The sequence below is a fragment of the Kitasatospora sp. NPDC005751 genome, assembly GCF_040630835.1.
Lineage (GTDB): Bacteria > Actinomycetota > Actinomycetes > Streptomycetales > Streptomycetaceae > Kitasatospora.
Window position 1 is genome coordinate 17,658 of sequence record NZ_JBEXYC010000020.1, and the last position, 13,810, is coordinate 31,467.

A 13,810-nucleotide genomic window follows, 5' to 3' on the forward strand; every position below is an offset into this window, starting at 1 on the left:
TCGGTCATTTCTGATCATGGTGGACAGCCATTCAGCACGCTCCTCATAAACTGTGATGACCGTCACACATGTTTGCGGTATGAACTTAAGTCTGCTTAACGTGCTCCCCGTTCGTGGCCACACGGACCCAGCCCACCCGCAACGCCGAGTCCTGCCGTCGGGTGCGCTGGCAGCGCAGAACGCACCACGGCAGGAGCGGGGGAACCACAGGTAAGTCGCCCGGGACCGGTTCGTACCGGTTCGGGGCTAGGGGTGAAGCCGCGTCCACAGCGCGGCCGGGCAACTCCAGCCCGAATCCGACAGCTCACCTCGCAGGCGTGGGAGAGGACCGCGTCACCATGCTGCCCACCAACGGCACCCGCCTGTCCGGCCGCACCCGCCGAGCGATCGCCACCCTCGGCGTCGTCGGCATCGGCCTCACCGTCCCCTGCCTCACCGCCGGCTCCGCCTCGGCCGCCTCCGTCGCCACCTGGGACAAGGTCGCCCAGTGCGAGAGCACCGGCAACTGGAGCATCAACACCGGCAACGGTTTCTACGGCGGCCTCCAGTTCACCAACTCCACCTGGGCGGCGTTCGGCGGCACCAGCTACGCCGCGCGTGCCGACCTCGCCACCAAGGACCAGCAGATCGCGGTCGCCGAGAAGGTGCTCGCCGTCCAGGGCCCCGGCGCCTGGCCCGTCTGCTCCGTCCAGGCCGGTCTGACCAAGGGCGGCACCCCGGCCGCCGTCGACACCGCGACCGCCGCCAAGCCGGCCGCCCCGAAGGCCACCCCGGCCCCGGCGCAGACCCCCGCCCCCGCCGCCAAGCCGGCCGCGCCCAAGGCCGCCCCGAAGGCCGCCGAGACCCCGGCCGCCGACTCCGCCCAGCAGTCGCAGGGCCGGAACTGGCAGCAGTACCGTCAGGACGCGCAGGCCTCCTCCGACTACACCGTGGTCGCGGGCGACTGGCTCTCCTCGATCGCCGACAAGAACAACGTCCAGGGCGGCTGGGAGCGGCTCTACGAGCTCAACCGCGGCACCCTCGGCGACGGCCCGCACGTCATCTACCCGGGCCAGCACCTGAGCCTGGGCGACCGCGCGAAGACCCGGGCCTCGGACGAGTCCGGCCAGGGCTTCGACTGGTTCAACCGCTCCTCGGGCGCCACCGGCAAGGCCGACGGCTCCACCGCGACCGCCACCAAGCCGGCCGCGCAGACCCAGGCTCCGGCCGCCAAGCCCGCCGCCCAGGCGTCGGCCGAGGCGCCGGCCCAGGCCGCCACCGGCAGCATGGCCGCCGCGGTCTCCTTCGCCCAGTCGAAGGTCGGCCAGGCCTACGTCTACGGCGGCACCGGCAACGGCGGTTGGGACTGCTCCGGCCTGACCCAGGCCGCACTGCGCGCCGCGGGCGTCTCCGTCCCGCGGGTCGCCGCCGACCAGGCCGCCGCCAGCACCCACGTCTCGCTGGACGCCCTCAAGGCCGGCGACCTGCTGTTCTGGTCCAACAACGGCCAGGACTCGGGCGTCTACCACGTCGCGCTCTACATCGGCGACGGCAAGTACGTCGAGGCCGCCAACCCGAGCGTGGGCGTGCGGACCCAGACCATCGCCAACTGGGCCCCGGACTTCGCCGGCCGGGTCTGATCCCGCCCGCGGTCCGCACGCGGTCCGCGCCACCCGCCGCAGCCCCCGGGGAGAGTCTGGTCGCTCCTCCCCGGGGGCTCCGGCACGCCCGCGCGCGGGACGGCCCGGGCCCGGGCCCGGGCATGGCCGAACCCGGGCCCGGCGGGCATGCTGCTGCTCTGCACCCGAGGAGGAGTCACATGGCCCAGGTCACCGTCACGCTCGACGCCAATCTCGCGATCGACGCGATGATGCTCTCCGGCACCAGGAACCCGCAGGACGCCGTGGAGCTGATCCTGCGCGACTACCTCGCCCGGGGGCGGCGCACCGAGAGCCGGACCGGCGAGGCCGCCGACGGGCAGCGGACCGGACAGCAGCGCCCGACCGCGCAGGAGGGCTGAGGGCGGACAGGACGGGGCCCCGGAGGACTGGATCGTCCTCCGGGGCCCCGGTCGTCGTCTCAGCGGGCGCGGGCGCCCGTGGAACCGCGCATCACCAGCTCCGGCTGGAACATGAACTCACCGCGCTGGGCGGCGTTCGCGCCGACCTCCTCCAGCAGGGCGTCGACGGCGGCGGTGGCCATCGCCTCGACCGGCTGGCGGATGGTGGTCAGCGGCGGCTCGGTGAAAGCTATCAGCGGCGAGTCGTCGAACCCGACCACCGAGACGTCCTGCGGCACGGACAGCCCCCGCTGGCGCACCGCGCGGATCGCCCCGAGCGCCATCATGTCGCTGCCGCAGACGATCGCCGTACAGCCCTTGTCGAGCAGTGCGCCGGCCGCCGCGTGCCCGCCCTCCACGCTGAACAGCGTGTGGTGGACGAGCTCCCCGGCCTGTTCCTCGGTCCGGCCGAGGACCTCCCGCAGGGCAGCCGTGAAGCCCTCGATCTTCCGCAGCACGGGGACGTACCGCTTCTGCCCGACCGCGAGGCCGATCCGCTCGTGGCCGAGCTCGGCCAGGTGCTGGACGGCCATCCACATCGCGGCCCGGTCATCCGGCGAGATGAACGGCGCGTCGATCTTCTCGCTGAAGCCGTTGATCAGGACGAACGGCACCTGCCGGCCGGTCAGCCGGGCGTACCGGTCGTGGTCGGCGGTGGTGTCCGCGTGCAGGCCGGAGACGAACACGATGCCCGCCACGCCCCGGTCGACCAGCATCTCCACCAGTTCGTCCTCGGTGGAGCCGCCGGGCGTCTGGGTGCAGAGCACCGGGGTGTACCCGTGCCGGCTCAGCACCTGCTCGATCACCTGGGCCAGCGCGGGGAAGATCGGGTTGCTCAGTTCCGGGGTGATCAGCCCGATCAGTCCCGCACTGCGCTGGCGCAGCCTGGTCGGCCGCTCGTAGCCGAGCACGTCCAGCGCCGCCAGCACGGTCTGCCGGGTGGCGGCGGAAACGTTCGCCTTGCCGTTGAGTACGCGGGAGACGGTGGCTTCGCTGACCCCCGCCTGCGCCGCGATGTCTGATAGTCGCGCCGTAGTCACGGTCCCAGAGCCTATTGCAACCACGTCAGACCGCCCACCAGTCGGTGCTGTCCGGTCCGAGGACCGCTTCGCCGCCGGCGTCGGCGGCCTCCGGCGCCGCGTCCGCGGAGGACAGCAGCAGCCGGCCCGGCGCGGGTATCCGCACCGGCTCGGCGGTGGTGTTCACCGTGCAGACGAAGGAGCCGCGGCGGAAGACCAGGGTGCCCTCGGGGCTCGCCAGCCACTCGACCCCGGTGCCGGCGCCCAGCCCGGACTGCTCCCGGCGGATGGCCAGCGCGCTGCGGTAGAGCTCCAGGGTCGACGTCGGGTCACCGGTCTGCGCCTCGACGCTGAGCCCGGCCCACTCGGCCGGCTGCGGCAGCCAGCTGGGGCCGCCGGGGGTCGGGCCGAAGCCGTACGGGGCCTCGGTACCGGACCACGGGATCGGCACCCGGCAGCCGTCGCGGTAGCCGTCCTGGCCGGCCTTGCGGAAGAAGGACGGGTCCTGGCGGACCTCGTCGGGCAGGTCGGTGACGTCCGGCAGGCCGAGCTCCTCGCCCTGGTAGACGTACGCCGAGCCGGGCAGCGCGAGCATCAGCAGGGTGGCGGCGCGGGCCCGGCGCAGGCCGAGCGCGCGGTCGCCGGGGGTGCGGATCTGGGTGCCCAGGCCCGGCGGGTTGGCGAACCGGGTGCTGTGCCGGGTGACGTCGTGGTTCGAGAGCACCCAGGTGGCGGGGGCGTCGACCGGGCGCATCGAGTCGAGCGACAGGTCGATCACCGAGCGCAGCTCGGCGGCGTCCCAGGAGGTGCCCAGGTACTGGAAGTTGAAGGCCTGGTGCAGCTCGTCGGGGCGCACGTAGTTGGCGGTGCGCTCGACGGTCGGGGTCCACGCCTCGGCGACGCCGATCCGCTGCCCCGGGTACTCGTCGAGGATCTTCCGCCAGCTGCGGTAGATCTCGTGCACGCCGTCCTGGTCGAAGAACGGCATGACGTCGTTGCCGAGCAGCCTCAGCTGGTCGCCGCCGCCGATGTCGGGCAGGCCGGGAGCCTTGACCAGGCCGTGGGCGACGTCGATCCGGAATCCGTCGACGCCCATGTCCAGCCAGAACCGCAGGATCGAGCGGAACTCGTCGGCGACGGCCCTGTTCTCCCAGTTGAAGTCCGGCTGCTCGGGCGCGAACAGGTGCAGGTACCAGTCACCGGGGGTGCCGTCGGGGTTCTCGGTGCGGGTCCAGGCCGGGCCGCCGAAGATGGACTCCCAGTCGTTGGGCGGCAGCTCGCCGTTCTCGCCCTTGCCGGGGCGGAAGTGGTAGCGCTCGCGCAGCGGGGAGGACGGGCCCTCGCGCAGGGCGCGCTGGAACCACTCGTGCCGGTCGGAGGAGTGGTTGGGGACGAGGTCCACGATGATCCGCAGGCCCAGCCCGTGCGCGTCGCGGATCAGCGCGTCGGCGTCCAGCAGGGTGCCGAACATCGGGTCCACCGCGCGGTAGTCGGCCACGTCGTAGCCGGCGTCGGCCTGCGGGGAGGCGTAGAACGGCGAGAGCCAGACGGCGTCCACGCCGAGGTCGCGCAGGTAGGGCAGACGGCTGCGGATGCCGGGCAGGTCGCCCATGCCGTCGCCGTTGGAGTCGGCGAAACTGCGCGGGTACACCTGGTAGATGACCGCATCCCGCCACCAGCCTCTGGACGCGCCGGTGCTTGCCTCGTGGGCGGTGGCGTCGGCGGCGGGCCGGGAGGTGTCGGCCAGGTTCTGGGTCATGGACGGTATCCCTTGGGGACTAGTGGTGAGCGGGTGGCAGGTCAGGACTTCGAGGCGCCGGCGGTCAGGCCGGTCACCAGGTGACGCTGCACCAGGTAGAAGAAGAGCGCGGACGGGATCGCGATCATCACCGCGGTCGCGGCCATCAGGTTCCACTGCGAGTCGTGCTCGCTCACGAAGGTCTGCAGGCCCACCGAGAGCGTGTAGTTGTCGGAGCTGAGCATGAAGGTCGACGCGAAGGGCACCTCGGCCCAGTACGTGAGGAACGAGTAGAACGCGGCCACCGCCAGGCCCGGGCGGGCGAGCGGCAGGATCAGCCGCCAGAAGGTGCCGATCGGGCTCAGCCCGTCGACCCGGCCGGCCTCGTCGATCTCCACCGGGATGGTGTCGAAGTAGCCCTTGAGCAGCCAGGCGCAGTACGGGACGGTGGTGGTGGAGTACACCAGGACCAGGCCGAGGTGGGTGTCCAGCAGGCCGAGCGTCGACATGATCGTGTACATCGGCACGATCAGCACGGCGATCGGGAACATCTGCGTCACCAGCAGCGACCACATCAGCGGCCGGTGCCCGGGGAAGCGCATCCGGGAGACGGCGTAGCCGGTGGTGGCGGCGAACATCACGCCGATCACGGTGGTGACGCCGGCGACGATCAGCGAGTTGCCGAACCAGGTGAAGAAGTCGGTGTCGTTCAGCACCGTCGTGTAGTTCGACAGCGTCATCTTGTCGAGGATGTCGCCGGGGTGGAGGTAGTCCGTCTTGCCCGGGCCGAGCGAGACGTACAGGATCCACAGCACCGGGAAGAGCGCGATCAGGCTGGCCGTGATCAGCGCGCCGTGCGAGAGCGCGGTGGCGAGCGGGGACTTCCGGCCGCGGGGCCGTACCTTCCCGGCGGTGGCGGGGGCGCTCGCCGCGGTGGCGGCGACGCGGGGTCGTTCGGTGGTGGTACTCATCGTGCTACCTGCCTTCGTGGGTCGCTGGGGTACGGGGCGTCAGCCGTTGGCCTGCTCGTTGCGGGCCAACCAGCGCCGGTAGAAGGTGGTGAAGACGATCAGGATGGAGAGCAGGATGACGCCGTAGGCGGCGGACTGCGCGTAGTCCCGCGGCTGCTGGCCGAACCCGAGGTAGTACGCCCAGGTGACCAGCAGCTGGGCGTCCGGCGCGCCGGTGCCGAACAGCAGGAAGATCACCGCGAACTGGTTGAACGTCCAGATCACGCCGAGCAGGACGACCGTGGAGGAGACGGAGCGCAGCCCGGGCAGGGTGACGTACCGGAAGCGCTGCCAGGCGGAGGCGCCGTCCATCTCCGCGGCCTCGTACAGCTCGGCGGGGATCGACTGCAGGCCGCCGAGCAGCGAGATCATCATGAACGGCACGCCGACCCAGGTGTTGACCAGGATCGCGGCGGCCTTCTGCGCGAACGGGTCGGAGAGCCAGCTGGGTTCGGGCAGGTGCAGGAAGCCGAGGACGCTGTTCAGGGCGCCGCCGTCGGCGAGCATCAGCCGCCAGGAGAAGACGGTGACGAAGGTCGGCACGGCCCAGGGCAGGATCAGCAGCAGCCGGTAGGCGGTGCGCCCGCGCAGCTTCTGGTTGAGCAGCAGCGCGAGGGCGAGGCCGAGGGTGTAGTGCAGGGCGACGCAGATCGCGGTCCAGGCGATGGTCCAGACGAAGTGCGACCAGAAGCGGTCGTACGAGCCGGGGCCCCAGAGGATGTCGGCGTAGTTGTCGAAGCCGACGAACTGGTAGGTCGCCGGGATCTCGTTGGCGCCGATGGTGCGGGCCGAGTTGAGGCTGTTGGCGTCGGTGAGGGTGAGCCACACGCCCTGGACCAGCGGGTAGATCACCAGCACGCCCAGCACCAGCACGACCGGCGCGATCATCGCGTAGGCGTACCAGTGCTTGGCGTACGAGCGCTTGAGGCGCTCCATCAGGCCCGGACGCGGATCGCGCTCCCGGCTGCCCTGGCCGGTGGCGCCCTGCACGGCGACTGACATTGTTCGACACCTTCTCGGAGGAGGTCCGCCGCCTCGCTTCGGCGACTGCTGCTAAGGGTCTGGCCGTCCGGCCCGCCGGGAGGTGGCGGCGGGCCGGACGGCCGGGTGACTACTTGGCGAAGCCCGGGAGGAGCTTGGCGTAGTCGGTGGCGACGGTGTTCAGGCCGTCCTGGGTGGAGGTGCCCTGGACCACCTTGCCGAGGTTGGTGCCGAGCGAGGCGAACAGCGAGCTGTACTCCGGCAGTTCGGGGCGCGGCCGGGCGCTGTCCAGCACGGCCTGGAAGCCGGCGATGCCGGGGTCGGCCTTGACCTCGGGGGTGAAGGCGTCGGCGCGGGTCGGCAGGGTGGAGTTCTTCTGCGCGATGAAGGCCTGGCTCTCGGCCGAGGTCATGAAGGCGGCGAACTTCTCCGCCGCGGCCTTGTGGGCCTTGTCGGCGCCCGCGTAGACCGAGATGTTGTGGCCGCCGGTGGGGGCGCCGGACTTGCCGCTGGAGCCGGCCGGGACGGCGGCGATGCCGAGGTTGGTCTTGTCGGCGAACGCGGAGCCCTTGTAGATGTTGGTGATCTCCCAGGGGCCCTGGATGATCGCCGCGACCTTGCCGCTGTTGAAGGCGTCCATCATGTGCGCGTAGGCGTCGGTGGTGACGTCGGCCTTGGCGGTGCCCGGCGAGGTGAACATCGACTTGTAGGTCTCGATGCCCTTGACGGCCTCGGGCGAGGTGACGGTGATCTTCTTGCCGGCGGCGTCGACGGTGTCGGTGCCCTCGCCGAACAGGAACGGCATCGCGTAGTAGCCGTCGGCGGCCTTCAGCCAGAAGCCGTCCACGCCGGCCTTCTCCTTGACGGTGGCGGCGGCGGTCTTCAGCTCGTCCCAGGTCTTCGGCGCGGCGGTGATGCCGGCCTTGGTGAAGAGCTCCTTGTTGTAGAGCAGGCCCAGGGTGTCGGTGACCAGCGGGATGCCGTAGATCTTGCCCCCGTACTTGGCCTGCTGGACCAGGGTGGGCTGGAAGGCGGCGGAGTCGACGGCGGCCGGGGTGCCGTCGAGGGGCTCCAGGTAGCCGGCCTTCGCGAAGGCCGCGGTCCAGCCGACCTCGGCGCGGAAGACGTCCGGCGCGCCCTTGGCCCCCATGGCGGTCTGGAGCTTGTTCTGCGCCTGGTCGAACGGCACGTTGACGAAGTCGACCTTGACGTTCGGGTTGGCAGCCTCGAACTTCTTGGCGAGTTCCTGGTAGTTCGGCGCCTCGTTGGTCGCGTTGGACGTGTCCCAGTACGTGAGGGTGACCGGCCCGTCGGCCTTGCCGTCCGAGCTGGAGCCGCTGCTGCCACAGGCAGCCATCGAGACCGCGAGGGCCACAACGAGGGCAGAGGCCGCGATGCCACGCCGCATGAGAACTCCTTGGGAGGGGTGGGGGTGCCCGAGATGTGTGAGACAGGCGCATAATGGCTGCCTCGTCCCGACCGCACCGTTACCGCGGTCGGGCTCGGGAAGGAAGTTAACAGCGGCGCAATCGTCACCGAAAGCCCTTGCAGCAAGTTTCTGCAAGAATCGCCGATCGTTACGCCCACGTGTCCTGGACGTAGCCGCACGGTAGTTGACAGGAGAAGATCCTGAATCCTTATGTCCGGTTCGCCCCGTTACCCGACCGTCGGACAATACGCTGGGTTGCGGCAAGGCCCTTGCAGCAGACTGGACGGATGCTGATCCGAGCCGCCACGCGAGAAGACCTGCCGCTGCTGTGCGCACTGGAACGGGCCGCCGGGGCGCCGTTCGCCGCCATCGGGATGCCGGAGATCGCCGAGGACGAGCCGCCCACCCCGCAGGAACTCGCCCGCTACCTGGACGAGGGCGTCGCGCTGGTCGCGCCCGGCGCCGGGGGAACACCCGTCGCGTACCTGCTGGCCGAGCCGGTGGACGGCGCCCTGCACGTCGAACAGGTCTCGGTCCACCCCGGCCACGCGCGGCGGGGGATCGGGCGGGCGCTGATCGAGCACCTCGCGGCGGGCACCGACGCGCCCGCGCTGACCCTCACCACCTTCGCCGACGTGCCGTGGAACGCGCCCTACTACGCGCGCTGCGGCTTCCGGCCGCTCGCCGACGGCGAGATCACCCCCGGCCTGCGGGAGATCCGCCGCCGGGAGGCCGAGCACGGCCTGGACCGCTGGCCCCGGCTCTGCATGCGCCGGGAGCTCCCGGCACGCTGACGGCCCGGCCGGCCGGCTCATGGCGCGGCCGGCCGGGCTCCGGGGGGCGAGGGGCCTCACCGGGGGCGAGAGGCGCGGCTAGGGGGTCAGGGGCCGACCCGGGGTCCGGGGGACCGCCCCGGGCCCCGCGCCGCCACCGGGCCGGCTCAGCTCACGCCGAGGCGCAGCACGGTCGTCGAGCGGAACTCCTCCCCCGGCCGCAGCTCGGTGCTGGGGAAGTCCGGGTGGTGCGGGGAGTCCGGGAAGTGCTGGGTCTCCAGCGCGATCCCGGCGAACGGCCCGTACGGGACGCCGCTCGCGCCGGTCACCGCGCCCTGGAACTTGTTGGCCGTGTAGACCTGCAGCCCCGGCTCGGTGGTCAGTACCTCCAGCGTGCGGCCGCCGACCGGCTCCTCCAGCAGCGCCGCCCGGGCGGGGGTGCCGTCGGCCGGACGCGGGCGCAGCACCCAGTTGTGGTCGTAGCCGCCGGGACCGGTCAGCTGCGGGTGCTCGTCGTGCACCGACTTGCCGATCGGCCGGGCGACGGTGAAGTCGAACGGCGTCCCGGCCACCGGCTCGGTGCGGCCGTAGGGGATCTGGCGCTCGTCGGCCGGGGAGTAGGCGTCGGCGTCGAGGGTGAGCAGGTGGCCGAGGATGTCCCCGTTGCCCTCGCCGGCGAGGTTGAAGTACGCGTGGTTGGTCAGGTTGATCACGGTCGGCCGGCCGGTGACGGCGCGGTAGGCGATCGTCAGCTCGCCGGCGGAGGTCAGTGTGTAGTCGACGGTGACGTCGAGCGCGCCGGGGAACCCCTGGTCGCCGTCGGGGCTGTGCAGGTGCAGCCGGACACCGGTGGGCAGTTCCTCGGCCTCCCACATCCGGTGGGCGAAGCCGTCCGGGCCGCCGTGCAGGGTCATGCCGCCGCCGGTCGGGGCGAGCGGGTGCTCCTCCCCGTCGATGGTGACCTTGCTGCCGTCGATGCGGTTGGCGTAGCGGCCGACGACGGTGCCGTAGTGCCGGGCCGGGCCGAGGATCTCGGCCAACCGGTCGGAGGAGAGCAGCAGTTGCCCGGTCCGGCCGGCCCGGTCGGGGCCGCTCAGGGTGTGCAGGGTGGCGCCGAGGGTCAGCACGCTCGCCTCGTACGGGCCGGCCCGTAGGGTCCAGCGCTCGATCGCGGCGCCTGCGCCCGCGGGTTCGAGGGGTTCGTGCCGCACGCTGGTCGGCTGCGAGCCGTTCGCCGGGGGCGTCGACATGTCGTGCTCCTCACTGACGGCCGCGGCGTGCCGCGGCCCCTGGTACCGGGTCCGTCCGGGGCCCGCAGCCCCGTGGGCCAGCCTAGTCAGCGGGCCGGTGGCGAGGGCGCTCATGTCGCCCCCGCGCGCCGTTGTCCCACTGCCGTCCACCGGTCCCTCGCGCGCCGCTCCGACGCTCCGCCGCGTCGCGCGCACCGCCCCGGGGTACCGGTCCGACCCGCCGCTCCCCGAGGCGCCGCGTCGGCCCGTACCGCCGGGCTGGTTCGTCCTGTCGTGCCGGATCGTCCTGTCGTGCTGATCCCTGGTGCCGTACTGGTCCCTGGTGCCGTACTGGTCCCTGGTGCCGTACTGGTCCGTGCCGCCGGGCTAGTCCGCACTGCCGGGCTGCTCGGGCGGCATGCCGAGGGCGGAAGCCAGGCCGTCCGGCCCGCTGCCCGCCTTGCGGTAGACGGCCGCCAGCCGCCGGTTGACCAGGCTCAGGTGGACGCCGAGCTCCTCGGCGATCCGCTGGGCCGGCAATCCGCGGACGGCGAGCCGGGCGACGTCCCACTCGGGCTGGCTGAGGATCTCCCGGACGTCCGCCAGCCGGTTGGGCCGCAGGCCGTAGTTGGCCAGCTCGCGGCGGGCCTGCTCGACCAGGCCGTCGGCGGCGCAGTGCTGGGCCAGTTCGATGCCCTGGTACAGGTACTCCTGGGCGTCCTCCAGCCGGCCGACCCGGCGCAGCGCGGCACCGAGCTCCACCAGGGCGACGGCGTGCTCGTACCCGGCGGGCGACTGGCCGAGGTGGCGCACGGCCTGCTCCAGCAGCTCCACCGCCTGCTGGCCGTCCTCGATCTGGGCGTGCAGCCGCAGCGCGGTCCCGATCGCCGAGGCGGTGCCGAAGCGGCGGGCGTCGCGGACGGACCGCTCCGCGTAGGCGCGGGCGCTGTCAGGTTCGTCCTGCGCGAGCGCGATGGCGAGGTGGCCGGCCCAGGGCGCCCAGACGGTGTTGTGCCAGCCCCGGGCGTCCAGTTGGGCACCGGCCTGGGTGAGCGCGGCGGCGGCCCCGGCGTTGCGGCCCTTGGCGAGCAGCAGCTTGCCGTAGAGCGAGGCCGCGTCCGGCAGCACCATCGCGGTCTCGTGGTACGGCGGGCTGAACCCGAAGCCGCTGGCGAGCTCCCAGGCCTCGTTGATCCGGCCGCGGGCGATCAGGGTGTCCACCAGGACGCCGACCGCGTCCCAGGCGAGCGGCAGCTTGGGGCCGATCCGCTCGGAGAGCCGCAGCGCGCGGCGCAGGAAGTCCTCGGCCTCGGCGAGCAGGCCCCGGCGGAACCGGGCCAGGCCCATCAGGAAGTACGCGAAGCCGCGGTGCGCGCCGCTCCAGCCGGCCACCTCGAACTGGACGATGGCGTCCCCGAAGAGCCGCTCGGCCTGCGCGATGCGGTCGCTGTAGGTGTACGAGAGACCGAGCGTGGCGGGCAGTTCGAAGCCCCAGGTGTTGTCGGTCCAGCCGAGGCCCTTGGGCAGCCGGCCCTGGTCGAGCACCTGGTCCGCGTGGCGCAGCACCTCGGCGGAGGGCTCGCCGCGCAGGGTGAGGTCCCAGGCGCGCAACGCGAGGACCGCCCGGTCGGCGGCCTCGCGGCCGGTGAGGCTGCGGCAGAGCGCGCCCAGCCGTTCCGAGCGGCCCGGCCCGTCCTCCTCGGACTTGCGGTAGGCGTGCCACATGAACGAGGCGGCCTCCAGCCGGAGCCGACCGGCCGGGTCGCCGACCGTCTGCTCGGCCTCCTCCTGGCAGACCCGCGCGGCCTCGCCGAGCTGGCCGCTGTGCGCGAGGACCTCCGAGAGCCGGAAGGTGGCGTCCACCCGCAGGGCGGGGCGCAGCGGGCCCTCCTCGGGGTCGAGCGCGAGCCGCAGCTGGTTGACGGTCGCGCCGGGGTCGGTCAGCAGGGCGGAGCAGCCGAGCTCGTAGAGCACCTCGGCGCGGTCCTCGTCGTCCGGCGGCTCGGCGAGCGCGCGGTGCAGGCAGCGCTGGGCGGCCTCGGGCGCGCCGATCATCAGGTGCTCCTGCGCGGCCCGGCGCAGCTTGCGGACGGTGCGGTCGTCGCCCTCGCCGGGGAAGGTCTCCACCAGGTGGCGGGAGGCCGCGAGCAGGCCGAGTCCGGCGTTCTCGATCTCGGCGGCGGCCACGCCGTGCATCCCGGTGCGGGTGGACTCCGGCATGGTGTTGTAGATCGAGCTGCCGATCAGCGGGTGGACGAACTCCAGGTTCCCGTTGGGCGTCTGGGTGAGGACGCGCTGGCGGCGCAGCTGCTTGATGGATTCGCGGGAGCCCTCGGCGCTCTGGGTGGAGATCCGGGCCGCGAGCTCGGGCCGGATGTCGGTGCCGAGCATCGCGGCGGCCCAGGCGAACCGCAGGGTGGTCGCGCCGAGCCGGTCCAGCCAGCGCTTGAGGGTCATCCCGGTGGCGTCGACGGCGAGTTCGCGCAGTTGCTGGGAGTTCTCCTCGACCGGTTCGAGCGCCTGGTCGCGGACCTGGTCGAGCAGGGCGACGGCCTCGTAGGGATTGCCGTTGACGACGTTCCAGAACTCGTAGCAGAAGGAGTCCTCGGCCTTCGCCCCGAACTCGGCGCGGATCATGTCGGTGACGGAGACCAGCGAGAGCCTGCTGAGCTCGTGCCGGCGGGTGGCGAGCCCGGTGACGGCGCACCGCTGGTCCTGGGCCTCGGGCTGCCAGTCGGCGGCGTCCTCCCGGTAGGCGAAGACCAGCAGGACGGGCAACTCGCGGGCCCGGACGGCGAACTGGGTGAGCCAGCCGAGCGATTCGAGGTCGGCCCAGTGCAGGTCGTCGACGATCATCACCAGCGGGGCGCGCCGCGGGGCGAGCTGGGTGAGGACGTAGTCGAGGCCGTCGCGCACGCCCTGCGGATCGAGTCGGCGGGCCCCGCTCTTCGGCTGCTTGAGGCCCATGGCCGGTCCGACGACCTCTTCCCAGGTGCCCATCACCTGCCGGAACTCGTCGGGGGCGAGGTCGCCGAGGACGGGCTGGAGCAGCTGGCGCAGGACGTGGTACGGCTCGTTGAACTGGCGCTCGCCGCCGCGGGCGAAGAGCACCGTGGCGCCCTCGCGGAGCTTGGCGATCCGGCGGACCTCGTGGAGCAGGCTGGTCTTGCCGATGCCGGGCCGGCCGGAGAACGTGAGCAGCTCGCCGATCTCGGTGCCGCCGGCCGCGAACTCCCGGCAGAGCTTCTCCACCGCGGCTTCGGCCGACCGGAGTTCGGCGTCGCGGTCGCGCAGCCTGACCCGGGGTGACAGGGCGTCCGCGTCCTGCTTCTCCGCGCCGGCCGCCTCCGCCCGAAGTTCGTGTCGCTGCTCGGTCACCGTCGTGCCTCCGCCTCACCGTTCCCTGCCCGTGGAGCCGAGATTAGCGCCGCTGGGGGCGCGTTGCGCAGCATTCGCGCAGGCTGGGGCCGAGATTGAGGGTTCGGACGGCTTGCCAAGGGCAATTGCCCTATATCCCTAACGTCCGATCATTGCATCCGATACTCTACGGCATTCCCACCGAGTTGATCTTCCTTGTGGGACCCCCTGATGGA

Annotated in this window: 10 protein-coding genes and 1 riboswitch; of the genes, 3 read left to right on the forward strand and 7 right to left on the reverse strand. The window is 72.3% G+C overall.

The genetic code is table 11. The features are described from left to right. Nucleotides 1-172 precede the first annotated feature (172 nt). Nucleotides 173-331, forward strand: a riboswitch (cyclic di-AMP (ydaO/yuaA leader). Then, on the forward strand, nt 318-1,619 hold the full coding sequence (locus tag ABZ497_RS19645) for a transglycosylase family protein (protein ID WP_359806842.1): 1,302 nt from the start codon (nt 318-320) through the stop codon (nt 1,617-1,619). Its footprint overlaps the riboswitch before it by 14 nt. Before the next feature lie 179 nt (nt 1,620-1,798). Further along, nucleotides 1,799-1,999: a hypothetical protein gene (locus ABZ497_RS19650; protein WP_329490760.1), complete on the forward strand. Its 201-nt coding sequence runs from the start codon at nt 1,799-1,801 to the stop codon at nt 1,997-1,999. Nucleotides 2,000-2,058: 59 nt separating this feature from the next. Here ABZ497_RS19650 and ABZ497_RS19655 read toward each other — a convergent pair whose 3' ends face one another. The 5 genes from ABZ497_RS19655 to ABZ497_RS19675 all read right to left on the reverse strand — a co-directional run bounded on the left by ABZ497_RS19655 (nt 2,059) and on the right by ABZ497_RS19675 (nt 8,194). Continuing rightward, nucleotides 2,059-3,078: a LacI family DNA-binding transcriptional regulator gene (locus tag ABZ497_RS19655; protein ID WP_359806846.1), complete on the reverse strand. Its 1,020-nt coding sequence runs from the start codon at nt 3,076-3,078 to the stop codon at nt 2,059-2,061. A gap of 25 nt (nt 3,079-3,103) precedes the next feature. After that, nucleotides 3,104-4,816, reverse strand: coding sequence for an alpha-amylase family glycosyl hydrolase (locus tag ABZ497_RS19660; RefSeq protein ID WP_359806849.1), 1,713 nt, complete (start codon nt 4,814-4,816; stop codon nt 3,104-3,106). 41 nt (nt 4,817-4,857) lie between these two features. Beyond that, on the reverse strand, nt 4,858-5,766 hold the full coding sequence (locus ABZ497_RS19665) for a carbohydrate ABC transporter permease (RefSeq protein ID WP_329490757.1): 909 nt from the start codon (nt 5,764-5,766) through the stop codon (nt 4,858-4,860). 39 nt (nt 5,767-5,805) lie between these two features. Further along, complete coding sequence (locus tag ABZ497_RS19670) at nt 5,806-6,807, reverse strand: sugar ABC transporter permease (RefSeq protein ID WP_359806852.1); 1,002 nt, start codon at nt 6,805-6,807, stop codon at nt 5,806-5,808. Nucleotides 6,808-6,916: 109 nt separating this feature from the next. Beyond that, nucleotides 6,917-8,194, reverse strand: a complete 1,278-nt coding sequence (locus tag ABZ497_RS19675; protein ID WP_359806855.1) for an extracellular solute-binding protein — start codon at nt 8,192-8,194, stop codon at nt 6,917-6,919. A 308-nt stretch (nt 8,195-8,502) separates the two neighbouring features. On the opposite strand from ABZ497_RS19675, the gene ABZ497_RS19680 reads away from it, so the two are divergent. Next, nucleotides 8,503-9,009 (forward strand): GNAT family N-acetyltransferase, encoded by a 507-nt coding sequence (locus ABZ497_RS19680; RefSeq protein WP_359806857.1) that lies wholly within the window; start codon nt 8,503-8,505, stop codon nt 9,007-9,009. Nucleotides 9,010-9,155: 146 nt separating this feature from the next. On the opposite strand, the gene ABZ497_RS19685 is transcribed toward ABZ497_RS19680, so the two are convergent. Continuing rightward, the gene (locus ABZ497_RS19685) at nt 9,156-10,238 is read right to left on the reverse strand and encodes an aldose epimerase family protein (RefSeq protein WP_359806859.1); all 1,083 of its coding nucleotides are present in this window, start codon (nt 10,236-10,238) and stop codon (nt 9,156-9,158) included. Nucleotides 10,239-10,604: 366 nt separating this feature from the next. Then, nucleotides 10,605-13,595: an AAA family ATPase gene (locus ABZ497_RS19690; RefSeq protein ID WP_329490752.1), complete on the reverse strand. Its 2,991-nt coding sequence runs from the start codon at nt 13,593-13,595 to the stop codon at nt 10,605-10,607. Nucleotides 13,596-13,810: the final 215 nt, after the last annotated feature.

Excerpts from the sequence above, each read along its gene's own strand:
- ABZ497_RS19670 (WP_359806852.1), bottom strand. The coding sequence starts at position 6,807 with ATGTCAGTCGCCGTGCAGGGCGCCACCGGCCAGGGCAGCCGGGAGCGC.
- ABZ497_RS19660 (WP_359806849.1), bottom strand. The coding sequence starts at position 4,816 with ATGACCCAGAACCTGGCCGACACCTCCCGGCCCGCCGCCGACGCCACC.
- ABZ497_RS19665 (WP_329490757.1), bottom strand. The coding sequence starts at position 5,766 with ATGAGTACCACCACCGAACGACCCCGCGTCGCCGCCACCGCGGCGAGC.
- ABZ497_RS19685 (WP_359806859.1), bottom strand. The coding sequence starts at position 10,238 with ATGTCGACGCCCCCGGCGAACGGCTCGCAGCCGACCAGCGTGCGGCAC.
- ABZ497_RS19650 (WP_329490760.1), top strand. The coding sequence starts at position 1,799 with ATGGCCCAGGTCACCGTCACGCTCGACGCCAATCTCGCGATCGACGCG.
- ABZ497_RS19675 (WP_359806855.1), bottom strand. The coding sequence starts at position 8,194 with ATGCGGCGTGGCATCGCGGCCTCTGCCCTCGTTGTGGCCCTCGCGGTC.
- ABZ497_RS19680 (WP_359806857.1), top strand. The coding sequence starts at position 8,503 with ATGCTGATCCGAGCCGCCACGCGAGAAGACCTGCCGCTGCTGTGCGCA.